The organism is Bradyrhizobium sp. SHOUNA76 (assembly GCF_023006445.1).
Lineage (GTDB): Bacteria > Pseudomonadota > Alphaproteobacteria > Rhizobiales > Xanthobacteraceae > Bradyrhizobium.
This window is the reverse complement of sequence record NZ_JALBHA010000046.1, coordinates 1-24,893: the sequence shown is the minus strand read 5'-3', so window position 1 is coordinate 24,893 and position 24,893 is coordinate 1. Positions and strand designations below refer to the sequence as shown.

26 protein-coding genes are annotated in these 24,893 nt (G+C 64.4%); 9 read left to right on the top strand and 17 right to left on the bottom strand.

From position 1 onward, the window contains the following. The 3 genes from cysC to MOV74_RS08980 all read left to right on the top strand — a co-directional run. Positions 1-974, top strand: a 974-nt coding sequence (gene cysC / locus MOV74_RS08990; protein WP_246920301.1) for an adenylyl-sulfate kinase, incomplete at its 5' end; no start/stop codon positions are given. 374 nt (positions 975-1,348) lie between these two features. Further along, positions 1,349-3,514, top strand: a complete 2,166-nt coding sequence (locus MOV74_RS08985; protein WP_246920292.1) for a malate synthase G — start codon at positions 1,349-1,351, stop codon at positions 3,512-3,514. 130 nt (positions 3,515-3,644) lie between these two features. Beyond that, positions 3,645-3,845 (top strand): CsbD family protein, encoded by a 201-nt coding sequence (locus MOV74_RS08980; RefSeq protein WP_164718867.1) that lies wholly within the window; start codon positions 3,645-3,647, stop codon positions 3,843-3,845. 145 nt (positions 3,846-3,990) lie between these two features. Here the strand turns inward: MOV74_RS08980 and MOV74_RS08975 are convergent, their stop codons facing one another. After that, positions 3,991-4,146: a Thivi_2564 family membrane protein gene (locus MOV74_RS08975; protein ID WP_008546817.1), complete on the bottom strand. Its 156-nt coding sequence runs from the start codon at positions 4,144-4,146 to the stop codon at positions 3,991-3,993. A gap of 270 nt (positions 4,147-4,416) precedes the next feature. On the opposite strand from MOV74_RS08975, the gene MOV74_RS08970 reads away from it, so the two are divergent. Continuing rightward, the gene (locus tag MOV74_RS08970; protein WP_246920289.1) at positions 4,417-6,510 is read left to right on the top strand and encodes a methyl-accepting chemotaxis protein; all 2,094 of its coding nucleotides are present in this window, start codon (positions 4,417-4,419) and stop codon (positions 6,508-6,510) included. 241 nt (positions 6,511-6,751) lie between these two features. On the opposite strand, the gene MOV74_RS08965 is transcribed toward MOV74_RS08970, so the two are convergent. Together MOV74_RS08965 and MOV74_RS08960 are read right to left on the bottom strand one after the other, a co-directional pair. After that, the gene (locus tag MOV74_RS08965; RefSeq protein ID WP_246920287.1) at positions 6,752-7,402 is read right to left on the bottom strand and encodes a DUF2865 domain-containing protein; all 651 of its coding nucleotides are present in this window, start codon (positions 7,400-7,402) and stop codon (positions 6,752-6,754) included. Positions 7,403-7,419: 17 nt separating this feature from the next. After that, entirely contained in the window at positions 7,420-8,193 is a 774-nt protein-coding gene (locus MOV74_RS08960) for a L,D-transpeptidase (protein WP_246920285.1), read from the bottom strand. Between the two features lie 206 nt (positions 8,194-8,399). Here MOV74_RS08960 and MOV74_RS08955 point away from each other — a divergent pair, with 206 nt between their 5' ends. The 5 genes from MOV74_RS08955 to MOV74_RS08935 all read left to right on the top strand — a co-directional run bounded on the left by MOV74_RS08955 (position 8,400) and on the right by MOV74_RS08935 (position 12,631). Next, positions 8,400-9,512: an AI-2E family transporter gene (locus MOV74_RS08955; RefSeq protein WP_246920282.1), complete on the top strand. Its 1,113-nt coding sequence runs from the start codon at positions 8,400-8,402 to the stop codon at positions 9,510-9,512. Positions 9,513-9,590: 78 nt separating this feature from the next. Continuing rightward, the gene (locus MOV74_RS08950; protein WP_246920280.1) at positions 9,591-9,962 is read left to right on the top strand and encodes a YqjD family protein; all 372 of its coding nucleotides are present in this window, start codon (positions 9,591-9,593) and stop codon (positions 9,960-9,962) included. A 94-nt stretch (positions 9,963-10,056) separates the two neighbouring features. Next, positions 10,057-10,512 (top strand): hypothetical protein, encoded by a 456-nt coding sequence (locus tag MOV74_RS08945; RefSeq protein WP_246920279.1) that lies wholly within the window; start codon positions 10,057-10,059, stop codon positions 10,510-10,512. A 184-nt stretch (positions 10,513-10,696) separates the two neighbouring features. Beyond that, positions 10,697-11,839, top strand: coding sequence for an OpgC domain-containing protein (locus tag MOV74_RS08940; protein ID WP_246920278.1), 1,143 nt, complete (start codon positions 10,697-10,699; stop codon positions 11,837-11,839). Between the two features lie 177 nt (positions 11,840-12,016). Then, on the top strand, positions 12,017-12,631 hold the full coding sequence (locus MOV74_RS08935; RefSeq protein WP_246920276.1) for a TetR/AcrR family transcriptional regulator: 615 nt from the start codon (positions 12,017-12,019) through the stop codon (positions 12,629-12,631). Between the two features lie 11 nt (positions 12,632-12,642). Here the strand turns inward: MOV74_RS08935 and MOV74_RS08930 are convergent, their stop codons facing one another. The 14 genes from MOV74_RS08930 to urtB form a co-directional block, all read right to left on the bottom strand. Next, positions 12,643-14,301 carry an HWE histidine kinase domain-containing protein gene (locus tag MOV74_RS08930; RefSeq protein ID WP_246920272.1) on the bottom strand — a complete coding sequence of 553 codons (1,659 nt, stop codon included), beginning with the start codon at positions 14,299-14,301 and terminating at the stop codon, positions 12,643-12,645. Between the two features lie 294 nt (positions 14,302-14,595). After that, positions 14,596-15,219, bottom strand: a complete 624-nt coding sequence (ureG, locus tag MOV74_RS08925) for an urease accessory protein UreG (RefSeq protein WP_097659962.1) — start codon at positions 15,217-15,219, stop codon at positions 14,596-14,598. 41 nt (positions 15,220-15,260) lie between these two features. Next, positions 15,261-15,989, bottom strand: a complete 729-nt coding sequence (locus MOV74_RS08920) for an urease accessory protein UreF (protein ID WP_246920307.1) — start codon at positions 15,987-15,989, stop codon at positions 15,261-15,263. Further along, the gene (locus MOV74_RS08915; protein WP_246920270.1) at positions 15,970-16,599 is read right to left on the bottom strand and encodes an urease accessory protein UreE; all 630 of its coding nucleotides are present in this window, start codon (positions 16,597-16,599) and stop codon (positions 15,970-15,972) included. Before MOV74_RS08915 ends, MOV74_RS08920 begins: the two co-directional genes overlap by 20 nt. A 14-nt stretch (positions 16,600-16,613) precedes the next feature. Further along, positions 16,614-16,913: a putative quinol monooxygenase gene (locus MOV74_RS08910; RefSeq protein ID WP_246920267.1), complete on the bottom strand. Its 300-nt coding sequence runs from the start codon at positions 16,911-16,913 to the stop codon at positions 16,614-16,616. A gap of 138 nt (positions 16,914-17,051) precedes the next feature. Next, positions 17,052-18,767, bottom strand: coding sequence for an urease subunit alpha (gene ureC, locus MOV74_RS08905; RefSeq protein ID WP_246920265.1), 1,716 nt, complete (start codon positions 18,765-18,767; stop codon positions 17,052-17,054). A gap of 34 nt (positions 18,768-18,801) precedes the next feature. Further along, the gene (locus MOV74_RS08900; protein ID WP_246920305.1) at positions 18,802-19,341 is read right to left on the bottom strand and encodes an HD domain-containing protein; all 540 of its coding nucleotides are present in this window, start codon (positions 19,339-19,341) and stop codon (positions 18,802-18,804) included. A gap of 57 nt (positions 19,342-19,398) precedes the next feature. Continuing rightward, the gene (locus tag MOV74_RS08895; protein WP_026202067.1) at positions 19,399-19,704 is read right to left on the bottom strand and encodes an urease subunit beta; all 306 of its coding nucleotides are present in this window, start codon (positions 19,702-19,704) and stop codon (positions 19,399-19,401) included. 112 nt (positions 19,705-19,816) lie between these two features. Beyond that, a complete protein-coding gene (locus tag MOV74_RS08890) occupies positions 19,817-20,119 on the bottom strand; it encodes an urease subunit gamma (RefSeq protein ID WP_007605424.1) in 303 nt (100 codons plus the stop codon). A gap of 37 nt (positions 20,120-20,156) precedes the next feature. Beyond that, positions 20,157-20,987 carry an urease accessory protein UreD gene (locus tag MOV74_RS08885; RefSeq protein WP_246920262.1) on the bottom strand — a complete coding sequence of 277 codons (831 nt, stop codon included), beginning with the start codon at positions 20,985-20,987 and terminating at the stop codon, positions 20,157-20,159. Positions 20,988-21,018: 31 nt separating this feature from the next. Next, positions 21,019-21,714, bottom strand: a complete 696-nt coding sequence (urtE, locus tag MOV74_RS08880; RefSeq protein WP_166813106.1) for an urea ABC transporter ATP-binding subunit UrtE — start codon at positions 21,712-21,714, stop codon at positions 21,019-21,021. A 3-nt stretch (positions 21,715-21,717) separates the two neighbouring features. Continuing rightward, positions 21,718-22,479, bottom strand: coding sequence for an urea ABC transporter ATP-binding protein UrtD (urtD, locus tag MOV74_RS08875; protein ID WP_246920254.1), 762 nt, complete (start codon positions 22,477-22,479; stop codon positions 21,718-21,720). Between the two features lie 4 nt (positions 22,480-22,483). After that, complete coding sequence (gene urtC, locus MOV74_RS08870) at positions 22,484-23,653, bottom strand: urea ABC transporter permease subunit UrtC (protein WP_246920249.1); 1,170 nt, start codon at positions 23,651-23,653, stop codon at positions 22,484-22,486. Further along, on the bottom strand, positions 23,650-24,893 hold a 1,244-nt coding region (gene urtB, locus MOV74_RS08865; protein ID WP_246920245.1), incomplete at its 5' end, for an urea ABC transporter permease subunit UrtB. The genes urtC and urtB, both read right to left, overlap by 4 nt.

The window sequence follows — 24,893 nt, the reverse complement described above, 5'->3', positions numbered from 1 at the left end:
CGCATGCGGGCAGTGCCCCGCGCGAGACGCGCCGGCTGCGCGCGCGCATCTTCTGGCTGCACGACAAGCCGCTCGCCAAGGGCGACCAGCTCCTGGTGCGCTGCGGGCCGAAGGAAAGCCGCGCAACCGTGGTCGCGATCGAGAAGGCGGTCGATCCCGGTGAACTCTCGAGCAGCGAGAACAAGGCGATCGGCCGCAACCATGTCGGCGAGATCGATATTTCTCTCTCGAATCCGATTGCCACCGATCCCTATACCGAGAACCCGCGCACCGGCCGTCTCGTGATCGAGGTCTCCGGGCGCATCGCCGGCGGCGGTCTGGTGCTGTCGGTCGATGCCGGCCAGCGCGCCCTGCCCGTCGACATCGTGCCGGTGGAATCGGCCCTGCGTCCCGACGAACGCTCCGCGCGTTACCGCCACAACGGCGCCGTGGTCTGGCTCACCGGCCTGCCGGCCTCCGGCAAGTCGACGCTGGCAAAAGCACTGGAACGGCGGCTGTTCACTAACGGCGGCTCGCCGATCTTGCTCGACGGCGACACGTTGCGCGCCGGGCTCAACAGCGATCTCGGCTTCTCCACCGCCGATCGCAGCGAGAACATCCGCCGCCTCGCCGAAGTTGCGACGCATCTCGCGCGTAACGGCCACATCGCCATCGTCGCCGCGGTCTCGCCGGCCCGCGAGGATCGCGCTACCGCGCGCCGCATCGCCGACACCGTATTCCGCGAGATCCATGTCGCGACGCCCGCTGAAGTGTGCGAGGAGCGCGATCCCAAGGGCCATTACAAGAAGGCGCGCGCCGGCGCGCTGGCTTCGTTCACCGGCATCGGCAACGACTACGAGGTACCGCAGGCCGCCGAGCTCGTGATCGACACCTCGGCACGGACGGTCACTGAGGCCGCCGACGAGATCGAGCGGATGCTGAAGACGACGGGCGTGCTGTTCGACGAAGTCGTGGACCTCGCCGCGAATATTTGAGCGGGCTTCCTCCGCTTGCACTGCTGCGTTCCCTCCCCTTGCGGGGGAGGGTTAGGGAGAGGGGTCCACACGGGGACTCTCGCCATCGCGAGCATTTCGCTCCATCGAATCCCGACACACCATTTCCTGGGCTACCCCTCTCCCCCGCAAGGGGGGAGGGAGCGCATTTGTGTGCGGCGCCAAGCTTGGCTCAAGCCTGTAAAACCAGCGACCTCCCCGACTTTTTCTTGACATTTTGACAAACCCCTTGGGGTCTTCTCACCGCCCCTTTTTTGGGGCTAATAGGGCCCCGAAAGCCGCCCTCTATGGGTGCATTTTGCTGCTGTCGGGTCAAAAGCAGCCAAAAACAGCCATTTCCAACAAGAAAGCCCATCATGAAACGCGTCGACGCCCACGGATTGAAGATCGCTCCCGTCCTGTTTGACTTCATCGCCAAGGAAGCGGCCCCGAAAACGGGGATCGCGCCCGATGCGTTCTGGGCCGGGGTTGCCGCCATCATCAAGGACCTTGGGCCGAAGAACCGGGCGCTGCTCGCGGTGCGCGACACGCTGCAGGCCAAGATCGACGACTGGCACCGCGCCAACAAGGGCAAGGCGTTCGACCTCAACGCCTATACCGCCTTCCTGAAGGAGATCGGCTATCTCGTCCCGGAGCCGGCGACGCAGAAGGTCGAGACCGCCAATGTCGACGAGGAGATCGGCAAGATCTGCGGCCCGCAGCTCGTCGTGCCCCTGACCAATGCACGCTACGCATTGAACGCAGCGAATGCGCGCTGGGGCTCGCTCTATGACGCCTTCTACGGCACCGACGCGATCCCGCACGACGCTGCCGAGAGCGGCAAGGGCTATAACAAGGCACGCGGCGACAAGGTGATCGCGAAAGCAAAAGCCTTCCTCGATGCGGCGGCGCCGCTGGCGACGGGCAGCCACACCGACGTCACCGCCTACAGCGTCGTCGCGGGCCAGCTCGCGGTGAAGCTGAAGAGCGGTAACGCCACCGCACTGAAGAACGCCACGCAGTTCGCGGGATTCCAGGGCGATGCGGCTGCGCCGAGCGCGGTGCTGCTCGTCAACAACGGCCTGCATGTCGAGGTCAAGATCGACCGCAGCAGCGCGATCGGCAAGGACGATCCGGCCGGCGTCGCCGACATGATCATGGAATCTGCTGTCTCCACCATCCTCGACATGGAGGACTCGGTCGCCGCGGTCGATGCCGAAGACAAGGTGCTGGTCTATCGCAACACGCTCGGCCTGATGAACGGCACGCTGTCGGCTGATTTCGAGAAAGGCGGCAAGACGCTAACGCGTTCGCTCAACGCCGATCGCAGCTACAAGACGCCTGACGGCAAGGGCGAGGTCAAGCTGCACGGCCGCAGCCTGCTGCTGATGCGCAATTGCGGTCACCACATGTTCACCGACGCGGTGCTGGACGAGAAGGGCGAGGAGATTCCGGAAGGCCTGCTGGATGCCGCCGTCTCGGGCCTGCTCGCCATTCACGACCTCAAGGGCAATTCCAAGGTCAAGAACAGCCGCACCGGCTCAGCCTATATCGTCAAGCCGAAGATGCACGGCCCGGACGAGGTGTCGCTGACCTGCGAGATCTTCGACCGCGTCGAGAAGATGCTGTCGCTGCCCGAGAACACGCTCAAGGTCGGCATCATGGACGAGGAGCGGCGCACCACCGTCAACCTCAAGGCCTGCATTCAGCGCGCCTCCAAGCGCATCATGTTCATCAACACCGGCTTCCTCGATCGCACCGGCGACGAGATCCACACCTCGATGGAAGCCGGCCCGATGATCCGCAAGAACGAGATGAAGGCGCAGGCCTGGATCAAGTCCTATGAGGACTGGAACGTCGACATGGGCCTGACCTGTGGCCTGCCCGGCCATGCCCAGATCGGCAAGGGCATGTGGGCCGCGCCCGACAAGATGGCGGACATGCTTCAGCAGAAGCTTGGCCATCCGCAGGCCGGCGCCACCACCGCCTGGGTGCCCTCCCCGACCGCCGCGACGCTGCACGCGCTGCACTACCACCAGATCAACGTCATCGCGCGCCAAGAGGAGCTGACCAAGGGCGGACCGCGCGCAAAGCTCTCGGACATCCTCACCATCCCGGTATCGAAGTCGAACTGGGCGCCCGACGACGTCAAGCAGGAGATCGACAACAACTGCCAGGGCATTTTGGGCTACGTCGTGCGCTGGATCGATCAGGGCGTCGGCTGCTCCAAGGTGCCCGACATTCACGATGTCGGCCTGATGGAAGACCGGGCGACCTTGCGCATCTCCAGCCAGCATCTCGCCAACTGGCTGCACCAGGGCGTGATCACCGAGGCTCAGGTGATGGAATCGCTCAAGCGCATGGCGGTCGTGGTCGACAAGCAGAACGCCGGCGATGCCATCTACAAGCCGATGGCCCCCGCCTTCGACGGCGTCGCCTTCAAGGCCGCTTGCGACCTCATCTTCAAGGGCCGCGAGCAGCCGAACGGCTACACCGAGTACATCCTCACCGCGCGCCGCCGCGAGGCCAAGGCGGCGGGCTGAGCGAAGTCACGAAACGTCAAAGGCCCCGGCTCACGCCGGGGCTTTTTTCGTTCGGGAAACGTCGCGGCAGGCCAAGGAACGGCCGCGCCGGGGATCGCGTTGTCCGGCCATCAACCAACGGGAGATGGTCATGGACTGGAATCGGATCGAAGGAAACTGGAAGCAGTTCAAGGGATCGGCCAAGGAGAAATGGGGCAAGCTCACTGACGACGACCTCAGCTTGATCGAGGGTCGGCGCGAGCAGCTCGAGGGCCGGCTCCAGGAACGCTACGGCAAAGCCAAGGACCAGGTTCGCCAGGACGTCGACGACTGGCTGAAATCGCTGCACTGAAGCAAGTAGACGAAGCCCCGGCTCACGCCGGGGCTTTTTGTTACACCAGTAGCCCGGATGGAGCGACGCAATCCGGGAGCAGGAGCGCTTGGAGCAAGCCCCCGGATTTCGCTGCGCTCCATCCGGGCTACAAACTACGTCCCCGCTAAAATACCGCGAGATATTTCAGCAGCGAGACGATGCCGATGATGATGACGATCACGCGTGCGATCTGTTTGGCACGGCCGTCCATCGGCAGCATGTTGATGAGATAAAGTACGAGAATAACGACGAGAAAAGTGACGAGTACACCCACCAGCATCGCGAGACCCCCTTCAGGCAAATTGCGACCGTTGCTCTAACGCCTGTCTCCCGCACCGGTTCCATCGCAGCAACCCACTGCAACTTCTAGTAAATACGTACTTCTACGATCAGCCGATCTGCCTAAAATTTTACCCTTTCCCCTTCAGATGCGGAAACCGTTTGGGCTCTGGGCCGCAAACGCATGCGATTGCCGATCTGCCACGCCCCCGTTTGTCGATGTTGCCGGGCGTCCTTTTGGGGCTTTGTAAATGGGAATTGGGGGACTTCGATGCTGAATCGTCTGACCGTATCCGCGCTGCTGAAGGCGGTGATCGCGATCACATCGGTCTGTGTGGTGATCGCACTGTCGCTCACCGCCTACGAATCCTGGGATCGCCTCAAGACCGCCAGCCGCATCTCGCAGATTGCGGACACCTCCGCCGATCTGTTCAAGGCGATGCACAATCTGCGCACCGATCGCTCGACCACGACGCGGCTCCTGAACGCGACCGAGCCGCTGGACGGCGAGATGGAGAAGTATCTTCGCGCCCTGCGCGATGCGCAGATGCCCGCGATGGCACGCGCGCTCGAGTTGTTGCCGACCTTGGGCTTCCCCCAATCGGGCACGCTGGTGCCGGAGCTGTCGCGCCTCTACAAATTGCTGGTCGAGGAGCAGAAGCAGTTCTGGGAGGACGTGGCCAAGCCCAAGGACCAGCGCCGCGCCGGGCTGCCGAAGGAATACATGGAGACGACGCAGGGCCTGCTCGACGTGCTGGACAAGCTGTCGAACACGCTGGCGGCCACCGTCAACCACCAGGACGCCACGATCGACCAATTGCTGTCGATCAAGCAGAGCGCCTGGCTGCTCCGCAACACCGCGGGCGAAGCCTCGCTGATCGTCTCGACCGGACTTGCAGCCGGCAAGATCACGCCGGAAGGCCGCTATAACTACACCCAATACGTCGGCGGCACGGCGGCGATCTGGAAGGCGCTGGAATTGTCGACGTCGGGCATGCAGTTACCGCCCGCGCTGGCTTCCGCGATGGCGGGTGCCAAGACCGCTTACTTCGAACCTCAATATCTGACTCTCCGTGACCGGCTCGCGGACGCCCTGGTCAAAGGCGAGAAGGCCGAAATGACCGCCAACCAGTGGAGCCCGCTGACGGTTGGCCGTATGGCCAGCGCGGTCGCGGTGGCCGAAGCCGCGCTCGACGCCGCCAAGGTCCACACACAAGAGCAGCGCGGTGCAGCACAGCGCGCGCTCATCGTGCAACTCGTGCTGCTCACACTCGCCATCAGTCTCGCCGCGGGCGCGATCATGCTGGTCAGCCGCCGCGTCATCACCCCGCTCAACACCATCCGCGACGCCATGCTGAAGGTCGCCGGCGGCGACCTTGCCGTCGACAGCGGTTATCTCGATCGCCAGGACGAGATCGGCGCGCTTGCCGGTGCGCTGGAAAGCTTCAAGCAGCAGGCCACCGACAAGCTCAAGATCGAAGAGCAGGAGCGCGAGCGCAATGCGGGGGCTGCTGCACGCCAGCGCGCCGTCGAGACCTATGTCGGCGAGTTCGAGGGCGCAGTGCGCAAGACGCTGGGCGAATTGAGCGAGGCCTCCGGCGAGATGCGCAAGACCTCGGGTGACCTCTCCGCGGTGTCGCGCCAGACCAATGATCGCGTGCAGATCGCGGGTAAGGCCTCCAACGACGCCTCGATGAGCGTCGACAGCGTCGCCGCGGCCGCCGAAGAGCTCTCGGCCTCGATCAACGACATCAGCCAGCAGGCAGCCCATGCCGCAGGCATCGCCGGCCGCGCGGTCACGCAGGCACGCGAGACCGACGGTACCGTGCAGGGCCTCGCCAAATCTGCCGGACGCATCGGCGAGGTCGTCGGCCTGATCAACACCATCGCACAGCAGACCAATCTGCTCGCGCTCAATGCCACGATCGAGGCGGCGCGCGCCGGCGAGGCCGGCCGCGGCTTTGCCGTGGTCGCCTCCGAGGTGAAGTCGCTGGCAAGCCAGACCGCCAAGGCGACCGAGGAGATCTCCGAGCAGATCGCCGACATCCAGAAGGTCGCAGGCGACGCCATCAACGCGATCCAGACCATTGGCGGTATCATCGGCGAAGTGAACGAAGTGGCGACCGCGATTGCCGCCGCCGTGCAGGAGCAGGGCGCGGCGACCCAGGAGATCACTCGCAGCACCCAATATGCGGCCCAGGGCACCAAGAACGTCTCGGACAATATTACCGGCGTCAAAGCCGATGCGGACGCCGCCGCCGCAGCCGCCGACAACGTGAAGCAGGCATCCGAGATGCTGGAGACCCAGAGCCGCCAGCTCGGCCATGAGGTCAGTGACTTCCTCGGCAAGATCCGCGCGGCGTAGGGAAGTGGGTCAGGCTTCGGTGCGCGCCACAATCTCCCGTGTCATCCCCGCCTACGCGGTATCCATAATCACAGGGCGTGGTTTGGCGCGAGCTGGTGACTCCAAATCTTCGCCAAATATCTCCCTGTGGCTGGATCCCGGATCAGCACTCGCTCCGCTCGCTTGTCCGGGACGACAATGAGATTGAGGCACAAGCATTAGGCGAGCTGTCGTCTTGGCTTTGGCCGGGACGACGGTGCCCCTACTCCTTTGCCACCACCGGCACCTGACGGAACCTCGCGCGCACCGAGTCCGGCAGCGGCGAGAAGTTCATCGCGACGCCACGGCGGTCGTTGGCATTGCGGCTGGCGACCACGAGGCCGTCGGCGCCGGCGACGATGTCGCCCTTGCGTAAGGTGGGATCGTCCTCGACCTTGACCGATGCGAGCCCGGCCGGATCCTTGCCGTTGCAGGTGCAGCCCGCGACGATCTCGTTGCGATAGCGGAAGGCGTTCGGCAGGTCGGAATAGGATTTACCGCTGTCCGTGGTGGCGTCGTCGATATTGCTGCCATAGACCAGCGAGGTTTCGGAAGCCGGGCAGAAGCTCTTGCAGGATTGCGCCTTGCTCTCGGCATCGTTGCCTTGCGCCGGGAAGTAGCGACCATCGCAGCCACGCACGCAATAGGCCGTGCCGCCGCCATAGGACGCGCGCTGGCGCGGCACATCGTAACGCGGCATGTCGTCATGGGGAAACGGCGCCCGGATTTGCGGAGGTCGGCCCCCAAACGCGCCGAACAGCGCCGAGAAGAAGTCTTCCGCATGCGCCGACGGCGTCAGCGCAAGACCGGAGAAAGCAACGGCGAACATTGCCGCCACGCCAACGGCCAATTTGCGGATCGAGCGTTTACTCATGTGACCTCACTGAACTCCTAGTTCACCGACGACGCCGAGATATTCAGCGCCTGCCGCCCCGAGGGCATTGCCGTCACGGCCGGGCGCTTGCGCACGGGGTCGCCGCCTTTGGCCATCAACGGCGCGTTCTTCGGCAGCACCACGACCTTGGCACCGACATTGACGCGGCTGAACAGGTCGATGACGTCCTCATTGGTCATGCGGATGCAGCCCGAGGAGACGAACTTGCCGATTGTGGAGGGATCGTTGGTGCCGTGGATGCGGTATTCGCTGGAGCCGAGATACATCGCACGCGCGCCGAGCGGGTTGCCGGGGCCGCCGGCGACGAAGCGCGGCAGATAGGGCTGCCGCGCGATCATCTCGGCCGGCGGATGCCAGTCCGGCCACTCCGCCTTGCGGCTGACGCTCTGCACGCCGGACCAGGTGAAGCCTTCGCGGCCGACGCCGACGCCATAACGGATCGCACGGCCGTTGCCGAGCACGTAGTAGAGATAGGTGTTGTTGGTATCGATCAGGATGGTGCCGGCCGGCTCGCTGCGGTCGAAGCCGACGATCTGCTTGCGCAGGCGATCGGGCAGTTGGGCATCCTCGTCAGCCGCCTGCGGCGCCTCATTCACGTAGCCGGGCGAGTAAACCTGGTCCTGCGGGTACGCCTGCGGGTGCATCGGCGCATAGCCGAAAGTTTGTCCGCTCGCGGCGCCGAAGGGCACCGTGGCCAAAGCGGTTGCGAAGGCAAATGCGGTGACGGCGCGCGGCGAAAAGCTGCGACGGAGTGCCGAGAACTTTGTCATGTGCTGCCCCGTTGGATGTCTGCATCAGGGTGATGCGCTTTCCATGAACTCCGCAGGCACGATCCGAGTTCCGGCACGGCGCGCGGCAGCCTTGTCACAGTCAAGCGAGCACGGGTTCACGAAGCCGCGATGGAACCGCGGCGAGGCTCGCGCATTATCACCGTCAATGGGCGCGCGGATCGAAGCTTCCGTGCCGGAGAGAGATTGTGCGCGTCCTTCCCAGTGAACGTCTGATCCCCGACAACAGCGAAGGCGAGCCGCTTCCCGAGAGCCGTAGTGAGCTACCGCCGGTCATCCGCCGTACCGAGTTTGTTGCCTTCGCGCTCGCTGGCTTGCTCCTGATCGCGGTCGTCACCGTGCTCTATCTCGGAAGGGCGTTCTTCCTCCCGGTGGTGATGGCCTTCGTCACCGGCACCATGCTGTCGCCGGCTGCGAATTTCCTCGAACGTTGCAAGGTGCCGCGCGGGCTCGGCGCCGCCCTGATCGTGATCGCGGTGACCGCCGTTGTCGCCTTCGTTGTCACGCTGATCGCTTCCCCCGCCATGGAATGGAGCACGCGCCTGCCGGAGCTCGGCGCGCAGCTGAAAGACAAGCTGCACGTGCTCGATCGGCCGCTGGTGCTTTGGCGTGAGCTGCAAGGCATGGTCGGCGGCTCGGAGGAATTCCCGAGCTTCCAGATGCCGAAGGTCGAGTGGGTGCAGCCGACGCTGGAATTTCTGTCACCGACCTTTACTGAATTTCTGCTGTTCTTCGTCACCCTCATTCTGTTCATCGCAAGCTGGCGCGACCTGCGGCGGGCGCTGATCATGACTTTCAGCGATCGTGACGCGCGGCTGCGTACGCTGCGGATTCTCAACGAGATCGAGGTCCATCTCGGCAATTATCTGTTGATGGTCACCGTCATCAATGTCGGCGTCGGCGTCGCCACCGGCATCATCTGCGCGCTCACTGGCATGCCCAATCCGGCCGGGCTCGGCGCGCTGGCGGCAACGCTCAATTTCATCCCGATCATCGGACCGGTCGCGATGTTCGTCGTGCTGGTCGTGGTAGGGCTGGTCGCGTTCCCGACCATCAGCGGCGGCCTCATGGCCGCGCTCGCCTTCGGCGGCCTCACCTTCCTGGAAGGACACTTCATCACCCCGACCATCATCGGCCGGCGGCTGGCGCTGAACGCACTTGCGGTCCTGCTTGCGCTGGCATTCTGGACCTGGATGTGGGGCCCGATGGGCGCCTTCCTGTCGTCGCCGCTGCTAATCGTGGCCCTGATCCTCAAGGAGCATCTGTTGCCGGCGGATGCGCCGCAGCTGCCGCAGGACTGACCGGTTTCCGCGAACGGAACTTCCCCGATGACGAAACGTTCTCCGGCTATCTCAGCCGTCAACAGTTCGGAGCTCCTGATGTCCACGCCCAATGCCGAAGCCGGGATGAGAGACTGGACCGACAAAGCCACCAGAGAACGCCTCGAGAAGGATGTAGCAGCCGTGAAAAGCGATATCGCCGCCCTCACCGACCAGATCACCGACGCGCTCAATACCTTCGCCAATTCCACCAGCAAGCAGGCCCGCCGCGGCTATCGCCAGGCGCGCGAGAACATGGATTCCGCGATGGACGACATGTCGGAGCGCGGCAGTGCAATGATGGGCGCGGCCCAGGAGGCCTACGGATCGATCGAGGAGACGCTCGAAGACGCGATTACGCAGCGGCCGCTCGCGACCGTCGGGCTGGCGCTCGGCATCGGCTTCCTGATCGGTGCCGCCTGGCGCCGGTAGGCAGCGCGAACGGATATCCGAGACGGCGGCGCTACCGCACCGCCGACGCCGGCTTGCGGACGATTCGGCTTGTGGGGATTTGAGGAGCAAGGCCATGTTTCAGCGCATCATCGACGGGATCAGTGCATCCACCGGTACGACTATGCGGCTGACCTCCCTGGCCGCGGGCGCGGCGTTCGCGCTGTTCATCACCACGTGCTTCCTGTGCGCGGCGGCTTTCATCTCGGTGCTCAATAAGTATGGTCCGGTGCAAGCTTGCCTGGCGGGTGCCGGCGTCTTCTTTCTGCTGACCCTGGCCGCAGCGGTGAGCTACTGGGCCTACAAGCGGGAGTTGCGCAAGCAAGCCCAGATCGCGGCCGAGCGGGCCGCGAAGTCGGCGGCGCAAAGCATGCTCGCAGACCCCATGCTGCTCGCCACCGGGCTCCAGATCGTTCGTGCTATCGGCGTCAAGCGGCTGCTGCCGATCCTGGCGATCGGCGGCGTCGCCCTCGGCATCATGGCGAGCCGTGCCGGGGTCTCCGACGAGGTATCGGCCGAACCGGCCGAGTAACGGTCCGAGCGGGTTAGAAAATTTCGTTTATAAGTACTGCGAGCATCTCCCGAGTCTGACACAGGCGTCGCCGCGCAATTTTTCGCCAGGCGGCACGAATGCACCCACTCACGCAAACGCTACTCGGATGGGCAGGGGGTTGCCGGTAAAAGCATCACCCTGATTCCCAAAGCTATTTTACTCAATGAAACCTTCTGTCAAAGCGAACCTCTCGGCATTCCAGCACGACGCCCGGCTGTATTTGACGCTCGGCATCGCCAATTGGTCGGTTTTCGTCGATCACATCCCGAACAACGTCGTCAACCTGCTGACGCTGCGCAACTTCGGCTTCAGCGGCGCCGCCGACCTGTTCGTGTTCGTGGTGGGTTACGGCGTCGCGATCATCCACGGCCGGATCGCGCTGGAGCGCGGCTATGTCGTCGCCGCGACGCGCATCTTCCGTCGCGTCTGGCGGCTCTATGCCGCCTATGTCGTGCTGTTCGTGATCTATATCGACACCATCGCCTACGTCGCCTCGCAGTCGATGGCGCCGGAAATCATCCATGAATACAACATCTCGGGGATTCTAGAGCACCCGCTGCGCATCCTGGTCCGCGGCCTCGTGCTCCAGGAGGAGCCGCTGAACCTCGATCTCCTGCAGCTGATGATCCCGCTGATGGCCTTTTTTCCGTTCGCACTGTGGGGCCTATTGCGGTGGCCAAACCTGACGTTGGCGGCATCGATCGCGCTGTATCTTGCCGCACGCTGGTTCGACTGGAATTTTCGGGTCTATCCCGACCAGGAGTGGACCTTCAATCCGCTGTGCTGGCAGATGCTGATGGTGCTCGGGGGCTGGTTCGCCGTGACTGGCGCGCCCGGGCGCGCCCTACGCGACATGCCCTGGCTGCGGATTCTCGCCGGGGCCTATCTCGTATTCGCGATGGCCGTCACCTTGCTGCGCCATTCGCCGGCATTGTCCGCTTATTTGCCGGACCTTCTCCTCGACAGCATCGCACCGACGGACAAGGAAAACCTTGCACCCTATCGCGTGGTTCACTTCCTCGCGCTCGCCTTCCTCGCGACCCACCTCATTCCGGCCGATCACCCCGGACTGCGGCTGAAGCCGCTCCAGGCCGTCATCAGATGCGGCGAGGAATGGCTCGCCGTGTTCTGCGTCGGGGTGTTCCTGTCCTTCGCCGGCCATCTCATCCTGATCACCAGCGCCAATCTGGTGGTGATGCAGATCGTGGTGAGCCTCGCCGGATTCGCAGCGATGAGCGCCGTGGCCTACTACGTCGCCTGGTCGAAATGGCAGGATCTGCCCGCCGCCTTGCGGCAGCAGGCCTAAAGCGCGATGCGATCAGCATGCATCGCCATCCCGCTTTGGGCTGTTGTTTGAGCATGATCGTTCGGAAAACCGCTGCGCACTTTTCCGGATCATGCTTTGGCCGTCGCGATTCCGCTAGGTTGGCCGCCGCGGCTGCGCTATCCCGGAGCAGGAGCGGATTGCGCGGGGAGACCGGGCGTGGTGAGGGCGAATGGCGGGAGTGACAGGGCCGACAGCGCTCCTCGGCGCGGCCGGCCGCGATCGATCGAAACCAGCAACGCCATTCTCGAAAGCGCCTATGCGCTGATGGCTTCCACCGGCCTTGCCGCTACCACCATCGATGCGGTCGCCCGCCACTCCAGCGTCTCCAAGATGACGATCTACAAGTGGTGGCCGTCGCGCGAGGCGCTCTTGATCGACGCCTTTCTCCAACATGCCGCGCAGATGCTGCCGCTGCCCCCGGTGAGTTCCGGCAGCCCCGCGGCGCGCGCGCGCCGCCATGCCGCAGCCTATGCCGAGGCGCTCCAGGGCGAGTTCGGCAAGGTTCAACTCGCCGTCATCTCCGAATGCATTTCCAAGACCGGCTCCGCCGAGCTGTTCTACGTCCGCTATCTGCAGTTCCGTCGCGACGCGCTGGTGGAGATGATTGCGGCAGGCCAGAACGACGGCAGCATCCTGGCCGAAGGGCCGGCTGAGGATCTCTACGACGCCATCTACGGCGGCCTGTTCTATCGCTACGTCTTCGGCATTGCGCCGATCACGCCTAGCTACGCCCGCCATCTGGTCGACGTGGTGTTGCGGCCGAAGACTTAGTCGCACGACGTTTATCGCGCAGGCCTCACCGGGGCCGAGATCTTGTCCGTGCGATCGCGTTCGGTCATGTCGACCACCGTCTCCATCGGCGCGGTCAGCTCATAGACGTAGGAGGCGTCGGTGAAATAGCGCTTGGCGGTGCCGCCGAGCGCCTCGGGCGCGACACGGTCGAGCAGGATCAGGCCGAAATCGGAATCGGGGCGGCGCGTCGCCTCGCTGGTGTTGAGCTCCTCCCAGCGAAAATGGAAGACCTCGTCGGTCCCCTCGCCTGTCACCGTCCAGCCGGCGGTGATGTGCGGATGCTTTCCGACCAGCGACAGGCCCTCGTCGGAATGCGAGGCCAGCTCGAAGAACAGCAGTGAGAGGCTCTGCGCCGCGCGCGCGCTGACGGCGATGTCGGGACCGGTCACGGCGATGCGATCGGCATGCGGAATGGCGCGTGCCTCGAACAGACCCTTCAGCTTGACCCCCTGCCATTGGCTCTCGCTGAGCAGAGAGACCACGTTCGACATGGCGTGGATGCGCCCGATCAGGAGCTCGCGGGCGACGTCGATGTCCGAGCCGTGACGCAAGGTGCGCGTCACGATCGACTGGATTACCGCAAGGATGTTCTTGACCCGGTGGTTGAGCTCGTCGATCACGGCGGTCAGCCGGCGCTCGAAGCCGATTCTGACCTGGATTTCCCGGCTGAGCCGCAGATTGTTGTAGGCGACATAGCCGAACAGGCCGCACACCATCGCAGTGATCGCAAAGCCGATCGCCGCCACGATGATCGCGGTCTGCTCGGCACGGCGCAACGAGTTGGTCTTCGCGTAGTAGCCGAGCTGCCAGTCACGGCCACCGAAGCTCACCGTGCGCGTTGCCGACGGCGCAGGTCCGTCCACCGCCGCCCTGCGCGTCGAAACCACGCCCTGGTCGTTGGCGATCAGCTCGCCGCCTTCCTTGCGCGGATCCCTGAGCGCGACCGAGAACAACGACATGTCGTCATTGGTCAACATCAGCGAGGCGAGCTCGTAGGAGAACGTGACGAACCCGGCCGGCTCGGTTGCTCCCTCGGGAACGACGGGTGCGGCCACGACGACACCGACCGGCCCGTTTGCGCGCAACAGCGGAACCGGGTCCGAAGCCACCGACCTCTTCTCGATCCGGGCGCGCGTCAGCATGGCGCTGCGAACCGGGTCCTGATCGAAACTACGGCCCGGCAGTGCCTTGGTCTCGTCGCTGCGCGGCTCGAGATCCAACAGCACGTCGATCGGCTGGGTGATCTCGGCCGGATTGATCGGCTTGTCGTCATAGGTACGGATCTTCGGATTCGGGAAGCCGGCGGCGCCAATGGCAGCCTGCGCCGCCGTAAGCTCGCTCGGCTTCAGTCGGGCGATCCAGCTGGCCACCACGAAATCCGTCTTGAAGGCGTAGATGGCCGAGCGCAGCGGCTCCAGCATGTTCGGCTTGATCACGGATGGCGTGCGGAACAGGCCTGAAGCGACGCGTGCCAGCAGCTCGCGCTCGGTGAGCCGATCCTGGACCAGGCTGGCGTGAACGTCGATCGCACGCGCGAGCGCGATCCGGTCCAGCGCCAGCTCCTGGTCGTGGACGCGATAGGCCGCAAGCCCGGAGAGCAAGGCTCCGAGCAGAGCGATGAAACCGATGATGAAACCCAGCCGGACCACGCGACTACTCAGGCGAACGCAGGAGGTCGGCAATAAACAAGGAGCATATGAACGCCGTTCGAACGGCCACGTGCCGAAACAGGGTGAACCCCAGTGGCAGAGATAATGGAGGAGGAGACATCGGTACGCAACGTAGGTCGCCTGAAAAGCTTAATCCGTCCGGCCGATGGTCTGGCCGGGATGGATTGCCCGGGCGCCGGAGGTAATCAATCGCCGTGTCCGAAATTTGTTCCCTAGTTGTGGTTCGACCCCAAGGTTAACGGCGAAAAGCGCATGCGCCAAGTCGTCGCGCCGTCAGCCTGCCCGTTTCAAGCCGCCTTTGGCCTCGATGAAGCCGACGATGCGGTCAAGCCCCTCGCTCTTCTTCAGGTTGGTCATGACGAAGGGACGCTCGCCGCGCATGCGCCTGGCATCCGTGTCCATCTTCTCCAGGGAGGCACCGACATGGGGAGCGAGGTCGATCTTGTTGATGACCAGAAGGTCGGACCGGGTGATGCCGGGGCCGCCCTTGGACGGGATCTTGTCGCCGGCCGCCACGTCGATGACGTAAATGGTCAGGTCGGCCAGCTCCGGGGAAAAAGTGGCAGCGAGATTGTCGCCGCCGGACTCGATCAGCACGAGATCGAGCCCGGGAAACTTGGCGCGCATGTCCGCGACCGCGGCGAGATTCATCGAGGCATCCTCGCGGATCGCGGTGTGCGGGCAGCCGCCGGTCTCGACGCCGGCAATGCGGTCCGGCGTCAGCGAGCCCGAACGCACGAGGAACTCCGCATCCCATTTGGTGTAGATGTCGTTGGTGATCGCGGCGATGTCATAGCGGTCGCGCATGGTCTTGCAGAGCAGGTCCATCAGCGCGGTCTTTCCCGATCCGACCGGACCGCCGACGCCGACACGCAAAGGGCCGTGAGATTTCGACATGGAATTCGCTCGCTCTCGATGGGTTGAAGGCCGCCTCGCTCTCACGATCGGAACAGCCGCGTATATTGCGTCTCGTGCCGCAGGCTGGCGAGATCGGCGCGGAAGGTCGCGCTGCCAAGATCGTCCAATGTCGCATTCAGCGCACGATTGGCGGTCGCGGCTACAATGGCTTCCAGCCTCACCAGCACGCGCTGGCTGTCGGTCTGGCCGAGCGGGATGAGCCGGCTCGCTGCGGAAATCCAGTTCGAGACCAGCGCATGCAGGAAGGCGTGGAGCGTCGGCGCCAGTGGCACACCGTGCTTAGCTGCGACCACGCCGACTGCGACCGGATAGACCGGTGGCGTGCGGCATGCCGCAACCATGGCATCCAGCCCGTCCGCACCCCAGGCGGCGCGGGCGATGTCGATGAAGGCGCGGCCCTGCGAGCTCGTCTCCAGCCGCCGCTCGCGCGACGGAACGAAGGCGGCAGCGAGCTCGGCGATATCGTTCAAAGTGGTCTCCTCGTCCGCCTCCGTGGCGCGATAGGCATGAACCAGGAACGTCGCATCGCAGAAGCCCGAGCCGTCGCAAAGCATCGCGTCGAGCCAGTCGGTCAACGTCGCGGTATCCGTGATGTCGCCGGCCTCGACCGCCCATTCGATGCCGCTGGAGTAAGAAAATCCGCCCACCGGGAATGCCGGCGACAACCAGGTCATCAACCGGTACAGCGCCGCCGCCTCGCGCTCGGCGAGGTCACCGGCACTGACCGGCTCATTTGTGGTCATTAGCATGCGTGTGGCCGTGGTGATGGTCGGGATGGTCGCAATGCTCGTCGTGGTGATGGTGCTGATCGTGTCCATGGTCATGCGCGGCATGGCCGTGATGGTGGTGATCGTGGCCCTGATGATCATGGTGATCGTGATGGCCGTGATCGTGATGCGCATGGTCGTCGTGCCCATGCGCGTGGCCGGCATCGGCATAGGCGCCGCCTTCGGGATCGAACGGCGCCTCGATCTCGATCACGCGCGCGCCGAGCCCCTTCACCATGGCTTCGATGACGTGGTCACGGCGGATGCGCAAGGCTTTGGCCATGATCTGCGTCGGCAGATGACGGTTGCCGAGATGCCAGCCGACGCGGATGAGATGGTGCGGATCGCGGCCGCGGATCTCCAGCAGCGGCTCGGGCGCCGCGACCACCTCGACCAGCCTTCCGTCCTCCAGCACCAGCGCATCGCCGCCGCGCAGCGCGACGGCGTGCTCCAGGTCGAGCAGGAATTCGAAGCCCCGCGTCCCCGTCATCGCCATGCGGCGGCGGTGCCGATCGTCGAAATCGAGCACGACCGTGTCCACCGGCGCTTCCGTGAAGTGGTGCTGTCCCTTAACCTGCGTCGCCCGGATCATGCGCTTTTACCCTGTTACCGTGTCTCGACCTTCTCGGGCGTGATCACTTCGATCTTCGGCGGTGCCGTGAAGCACTTCACTGCCACGCGGCCAAACGTCTTCATGTGCTCCATGGTCCGATGCGGCACCAGCGCCTCGGCATTCTCCCACTGCTCGACGAACACCATCTTGGCAGGGTCAGTGACGCTCTCATGCAGATCATAGGCGATATTGCCGGGCTCCTTCCGGGTCTCCTTGATGCAGGCGGTGGCCGCAGCAATGAATTCGGCGCGCGTTTCGGGCTTGATGGTCAAGGTGGCAACGACGTAAATCACGAGAAATCCTCCCGGCTTTGCTTCTGGTTTCAGATACCGGGCGGGACATTAGACCAGCCGGGATCGAACGCAAAACCGGAAAAGCCTCCCGGACATGCGCTCAGGACACGTTCGCGGGACATGCGTTGAGGCGCTATTTCAGTACATGAAATATCGCTGCGCCATAGGCAGCACCTCGGCAGGGGCGCAGGTGAGCAGCTCGCCGTCGGCGCGCACTTCATAGGTCTCCGGGTCGACCTCGATGTTGGGCGTGGCGTCGTTGTGGATCATGCTCTTCTTGGAGATCTTGCCGCGGGTGTTCTGGACGGCGTAGAGCTTCTTCTCGATGCCTAGTTTTCGCGCGAGACCGCCGGTGATCGCGGCCTTGGAGGTGAATACCACGGAAGAGGCCGTGCGCGCCTTGCCGAAGGCGCCGAACATCGGCTGATAGTGCACCGGCTGCGGCGTCGGGATCGAAGCGTTGGGATCGCCCATGGGCGCTGCAACGATGCTGCCGCCCTTGACGATGCAGTCCGGCTTGACGCCGAAGAAGGCCGGCGACCACAGCACGAGATCGGCGAGCTTGCCCTTCTCGACCGAGCCGATCAGCTTCGACACGCCGTGCGCGATCGCCGGATTGATGGTGTATTTGGCGATGTAGCGTTTGACGCGAAAATTGTCGTTGTCCTTGCCTTTGTCCTGCGGCAACGCCCCGCGCTGCTTCTTCATCTTGTCGGCGGTCTGCCAGGTCCGGATGATGACCTCGCCGAGCCGGCCCATGGCCTGCGAGTCCGAGGACATCATCGAGAGCGCGCCGAGATCGTGCAGGATGTCTTCGGCTGCGATGGTCTCCTTGCGGATGCGGCTCTCGGCGAAGGCCAGATCTTCCGCGATCGAGGGATCGAGATGGTGACACACCATCAGCATGTCCAGGTGCTCGTCGATCGTGTTGCGGGTGAAGGGCCGCGTCGGGTTGGTGGAGGACGGCAGCACGTTCTTCAGCCCGGCGACCTTGATGATGTCGGGGGCGTGACCGCCGCCGGCGCCTTCGGTGTGGAAGGCGTGGATGGTGCGGCCCTTGAACGCCTTGATGGTGTCCTCGACGAAGCCGGACTCGTTCAGCGTGTCGGTGTGGATCATCACCTGGATGTCGTGAGCGTCGGCCACCGAGAGGCAATTGTCGATCGCGGCCGGCGTGGTGCCCCAGTCCTCGTGCAGCTTCAGCGCGCAGGCGCCGGCCTTGATCATCTCGACCAGCGCGGCAGGCCGCGAGGCGTTGCCCTTGCCGGAGATGCCGAGATTGACCGGGAAGGCATCGAACGACTGGATCATCCGCCCCATGTGCCAGGGCCCCGGCGTGCAGGTGGTGGCGAAGGTGCCGTGCGACGGGCCGGTGCCGCCGCCCAGCATTGACGTGACGCCTGACATCAGCGCGTGCTCGATCTGCTGCGGGCAGATGAAATGGATGTGGCTGTCAAAGCCGCCGGCGGTGAGGATCTTGCCCTCGCCCGCGATCACGTCAGTGCCGGGACCGATGATGATGGTCACGCCGGGCTGAATATCGGGATTGCCGGCCTTGCCGATGCCGGCGATCATACCGTCCTTGATGGCGACGTCGGCCTTCACGATGCCCCAGTGATCGACGATCAACGCGTTGGTGATGACGGTGTCGGCCGCACCCTGCTTGTTGGTGACCTGCGACTGCCCCATGCCGTCGCGGATCACCTTGCCCCCGCCGAACTTCACCTCCTCGCCATAGGTGGTGAAATCCTTTTCCACCTCGATGATGAGATCGGTATCGGCCAGCCGTACCCTGTCGCCGGTGGTCGGCCCGAACATGTCGGCGTAGACAGAACGCTTCATCTTGACGGACATCACAAGCCCCGTTTGCGTTGGAATGTTTGGTGGGTCACAGCAAGGCCCTCGCTGCTTTCACGGCATCATCGAATTTCTCGTCGAGCCAGGCATTACCGCCGCGGCAACCCGCAACGACCTGCGTGGCCCAGCCGACGTAATCGGCGAGATCCTCGCGCTCGTGGGCGCTCGGATCGGTTTGAATGCGCGCCCCTGCATTGCTGATCTTGTCGGCGAGCTTGATCAGTTTTGCACCGGCGGATTTCTTCGGTGCGTCGAGTACCTGAAGCCGCCGCCGCTCGGCCTTCGGCAGGCTCATGTCATCGGTGCATTCCACGACGAGAGAAGCAACACGCTCGGAAAACAGCTGCGCGAGTTCCTCGCGGGTGGTGTCGGTGTCCTCAATCACATCATGCAGCCAGCCGGCCGCGACCAGTTCGGCATCGGCGCCGTCGGTCGCGGTCGCCAGCAGGTTCGCGACCTCGGCGAGATGATTGATATAGGGCTCGTTGCCGCGCCCCTTGCGCGCCATACCGTTGTGACGGTGCGCAGCGAGTTCGGCGGCTTCTGAGACGAGACGGATTGGGGACAGCATGGCAAGAACCTCCATTTCCGCCTCAACCGTGCCGCACAACGCTCGTTCCTGCTGAGCTCACAGCTTCCCCATCACGTCGCCGCGGAAGCCGTAGATGGTCTTCTTTCCCGCCATGGCGACGAGTTGCACGTCGCGGGTCTGGCCGGGCTCGAAGCGGACAGCGGTGCCGGCGGCGATGTCGAGGCGCATGCCACGGGCCTTCTTGCGGTCGAACTTCAGCGCCGGGTTGGTCTCGAAGAAATGGTAGTGCGAGCCGACCTGGATCGGGCGGTCGCCGGTGTTGGCCACCGTCAGCGTCACGGTCTTGCGGCCGGCATTGAGCTCGATCTCGCCGTCCTGGATGAAGAGTTCGCCGGGGATCATGTCTGTCTTCCTCCGTCATTCCGGGGCTCGCGGCGCGAGAACCCGGAATCTCGATCAACAATCTCTGGATTCCGGATTCGCCCTGCGGGCGCCCCGGAATGACGAATTTGAATCACCTGATCGGCTCGTGCACGGTGACGAGCTTGGTGCCATCAGGAAACGTCGCCTCGACCTGGATGTCGTGGATCATCTCGGGAATGCCCGGCATCACCTGGTCGCGGGTCAGCACCTGCGCGCCGGATTGCATCAGCTCGGCGACGGTACGGCCGTCGCGCGCGCCTTCCAGGATGAAATCGGAGATGATCGCGATCGCCTCGGGATGGTTGAGCTTGACGCCGCGGTCCAGCCGGCGGCGGGCCACGATCGCCGCCATCGAGATCAGAAGCTTGTCCTTTTCGCGGGGAGACAGATTCATGCGACATCTCTTCCGTTCAACACGTCAATTCAGCCGGTCAATTCAGCCAGAGCCGCGGCAGCGCGGCACCGGTTCGCGCCAGCACCGCCATCATGTCGGCACGCAAGCGCGCCGCATCTTGGGCACAGAACCGCGCCATTGCAAAGCCATTCCACGCGGAGATTCCGACCTCGCCGGAGAAAGACTCCGAGGCCTCGCGAATGCGCTCGACCAGTGTCTCGTCACCGGGCACGATCAGCGCTGTACCAATCGCCGCGCCGCCTTTGGCGACCCCCGATCGCGCAAGTTTTGCGCCGATGTTGCCGTCGAGCCGGACCGTCTCGGCGAACACCAGCCTGCCACCGCGACGCAGCCGCCAGCGGTCGACGAACTCACCCTGCTCCATCCGCTCGCCCATGGCGGTGCGGCCGAACACCACGATCTCGCAGAGCAGGAGCGAGGCCGCCTCGTCGAGCTCGATGTCGAAGCGGCGCTGGACCCGGGCCCGGTCAAACAGGATGGTTTCCTGCGGCAGCCAGGACAAATGTGCGCCTGCACCGACCTTCAGAGCGATGCTGAGCTGCGCCGCCGCGCCCGGCGCGCGATAGACCTTTTCGGCGGCCGCCGTCGTCAAGGTCAGCCGCGAGCGATCCGCCGCCGATATCTCGACATCGAAGCTGTCCCCGCCGGCGACCCCGCCGGCCGTGTTGACGAACACTCCGGAGAGCCCTTCGCCTTCCGGCGAGGGAAAGCGCACGCGCAGCGAGCCGGATTCATGCAAGACGCCGCGCCGCGTCACGCCGTCGCGCGCATGGACATCGAAGCGCACCGCGCCGCGGGCACGGTTCGCCTCGAAAACCGTTGACGTAACTGAAACGTCGCTGCGCATCCGCCTCCCCAGCCGGTCGCGGCAGAATGGCTTACAGCGCCATCTGGCGGCTGATCTCGCTCGCGTCGAGATTGCTGCGATCGCAGGTGAATTTCACCGCGCCGCGATCCATCACCGCGAAACTGTCGCCGAGTTCGCAGGCAAAGTCGAGATATTGTTCGACCAGCACGATGGCGATATTGCCGAGGTTGCGCAAATACGAGATGGCCCGTCCGATGTCCTTGATGATCGAAGGCTGGATGCCTTCGGTCGGCTCATCGAGCAGGAGCAGCTTCGGCCGCATCACCAGCGCGCGGCCGATCGCGAGCTGTTGCTGCTGGCCGCCAGAGAGGTCGCCGCCGCGCCGGCCGAGCATGGATTGCAGCACGGGGAAGAGCGAGAACACGTCGTCCGGAATGTGCTTGTCTTCGCGCTTGAGCGGACCGAAGCCGGTCTTGAGGTTTTCCTCGACCGTCAGCAGCGGAAAGATCTCGCGGCCCTGAGGCACGAAGCCGATGCCCTTGCGTGCGCGCTCATAGGGCTTCAGGCCAGTGATATCGCTTCCGTCGAGCACAATCGCGCCCGAGGAGATCGGATACTGCCCGACCATGGCGCGCAGGAGCGAGGTCTTGCCGACGCCGTTGCGCCCGAGCACGCACGTCACCTTGCCCGGCTCCGCCGAGATCGAGACGCCGCGTAGCGCCTGCGCCGCGCCGTAGAACAGGTTGATGTCCTTGACCTCAAGCATCGCTCAGCGCCCCAGATAGACTTCGATGACCCGCTCGTTGGACGAGACCTGGTCGATGGTTCCTTCCGCGAGCACCGTGCCTTCGTGCAGGCAGGTGACCTTGACGCCGAGCTCGCGCACGAACGTCATGTCGTGCTCGACGACCATCACGGTGTGGGTCTTGTTGATTTCCTTGAGCAGCTCGGCGGTGAGGTGCGTCTCGACGTCGGTCATCCCTGCGACGGGCTCGTCGACCAGCAGGAGCTTCGGATCCTGAGCGAGCAGCATGCCGATCTCCAGCCATTGCTTCTGGCCGTGGCTGAGGCTGCCGGCGAGACGGTTGCGTGCCTCTGTGAGACGGATCGTCTCCAGCACCTTGTCGATGCGCTCGGACTCGGCCTTGCTGCCGCGCCAGAACAGCGTGCCGCGGACCGAGTGGTCGACATTGAGCGCGAGCAGGAGGTTGTCCTGCACGGTCTGGCTCTCGAACACGGTCGGCTTCTGGAACTTGCGTCCGATGCCGAGCTCGGCGATGCGGGTCTCATCGAGCCGCGTCAGATCAGTGACGCCGTCGAACAGCACGGTGCCCTCATCCGGCTTGGTCTTGCCGGTGATGATGTCCATCATCGTGGTCTTGCCGGCGCCGTTGGGGCCGATGATGGCACGCATCTCGCCGGGCTCGAGCGTCAGCGACAAATTGTTGATGGCGTGGAAGCCGTCGAACGAGACGTGCACGCCGTCGAGATACAGCATCGCCGAAGTCGTGCGGGTGTCCATGACGTTCATCGCGCTACTCCGCCATCTTGGGTTCGGTAACGCCGTCTTCGGCCGCAGCGCTCGCCAGGCTCGCGGCGTTGCGCTTTTCCTTCGAGGAGTCCCACCAGGCGTTGAAGGTGCCGATGATGCCCTTCGGCAGCAGCAGCGTCACCAGGATGAACAGCGCGCCCAGCATGAACAGCCAGTACGGCGCCAGCATGCCGGAGGTGAAGAAGGTCTTGGCGTAGTTGACGACGACGGCGCCGAGCGCAGCGCCGACCAGCGTGCCACGGCCACCGACCGCGACCCAGATCACCGCCTCGATCGAATTGCCGGGCGCAAATTCGGATGGATTGATGATGCCGACCTGCGGCACGTAGAGTGCGCCCGCGACCCCGGCCATGCAGGCCGACACCGTGAACACGAACAGCTTGTAGGATTCGACGCGGTAGCCGAGGAAGCGCGTGCGCGATTCTGCGTCCCGCACCGCGATCAGGACCTTGCCGAGCTTGGACGAGACGATGGCGCGGCAGATCAGAAAGCCGATGATCAGCGCCAGGCAGCTCAGCGCGAACAGCGCCGCGCGGGTACCTTCAGCCTGGACGTTGAAGCCGAGGATGTCCTTGAAGTCGGTCAGGCCGTTGTTGCCGCCGAAGCCGAAATCGTTGCGGAAGAAGGCGAGCAGCAGCGCATAGGTCATCGCCTGCGTGATAATCGAGAGATACACGCCGGTGACACGGGAGCGGAAGGCAAGCCAGCCGAAGCAGAAGGCGAGCAGGCCGGGCACCACCAGTACCATCAGCGCGGCGAACCAGAACATGTCGAAGCCGTACCAATACCAGGGCAGCTTCGAATAGTTCAGGAACACCATGAAGTCGGGCAGGACCGGATTGCCATAGACACCGCGGGTGCCGATCTGCCGCATCAGATACATGCCCATGGCGTAGCCGCCGAGCGCGAAGAAGGCGCCGTGGCCGAGCGAGAGGATGCCGCAATAACCCCAGATCAGATCGATCGCGAGCGCGAGGATGGCGTAGCAGACGTATTTGCCCCACAGCGCGACGAGATAGGTCGGCACTTGCAGGAACGACCCTGCGGGCAGCAGCAGGTTGGAGAGCGGGATGAGAATGCCGCAGGCCGCGACGACGGCAAGGAAGATCGTCGCGCTGCGGTCCAGCGATCGCGTCAGCATGTGAGGGGTCATGCTTCCACCGCACGGCCCTTGAGCGCGAACAGGCCGCGCGGCCGCTTTTGAATGAACAGGATGATCAGAACCAGGATGGCGATCTTGCCAAGCACTGCGCCGGCGACCGGCTCCAGGAATTTGTTGGCGATGCCGAGCGTGAAGGCGCCGACCAGCGTGCCCCAGAGATTGCCGACCCCGCCGAACACCACGACCATGAAGCTGTCGATGATGTAGCTCTGGCCGAGATTGGGGCTGACATTGTCGATCTGCGACAGCGCCACCCCGGCGATTCCGGCAATGCCCGAACCGAGGCCGAAGGTCAGTGCGTCGACGCGCGAGGTGGCGATGCCCATCGAGGCGGCCATGCGGCGGTTCTGCGTCACCGCGCGCATCTCGAGGCCCAGCGCGGTGTAGCGCAGCATCGCCAGCAGGATCGCGAACACGGCGAGCGTGAACACGAGGATCCAGAGCCGGTTATAGGTGATGGTGATCTGGCCGATTTCGAACGCGCCGCTCATCCAGGAGGGATTGCCGACCTCGCGGTTGGTCGGGCCGAACATGGTGCGCACCGCCTGCTGCAGCACCAGCGACAGACCCCAGGTCGCCAGCAGCGTCTCCAGCGGACGGCCGTAGAGGAAGCGGATGATGCTGCGCTCGATCAATACGCCGATCGCGCCGGCGACGACGAAGGCAAGCGGCACGGCGATCAGCAGCGAATAGTCGAACAAGCCGGGATAGCGGGTGCGGATCACCTCCTGCACCACGAAGGTGGTGTAGGCGCCGATCATCACCATCTCGCCATGCGCCATGTTGATCACGCCCATCACGCCGAAAGTGATGGCGAGCCCGATCGCTGCGAGCAGCAACACCGAGCCGAGCGAGAGGCCGTACCAGGCATTCTGAACCGTGGACCAGATGGCGAGCGAAGACTGGATCGAGCCGATCGCGCTCGCGGCGGCCTTGGTCACCGAGGCCGGCTGGTCGCCCATGCCGGTGAGCAGAGCCATCGCCTCCTGGTCGCCGCGGGCCTTGAGCGTGGCGACTGCCTCGAGCTTCTCGACCTCGGAGGCATCCGCCTTGAACAGCAGGATGGCCGCGCGGGCCTCGCCCAGCGCCGTCTTGACGGATCTGTTGGTTTCCTTGGCCAGCGCGGCGTCGACGGCCTCGAGCGCGGTCTCCTCATGCGACTTGAAGACGGATTGCGCCGCCTGGAGCCGCGTCCCGACCTCCGGCGACTGGAGCGTCAGGCCGCCGAGCG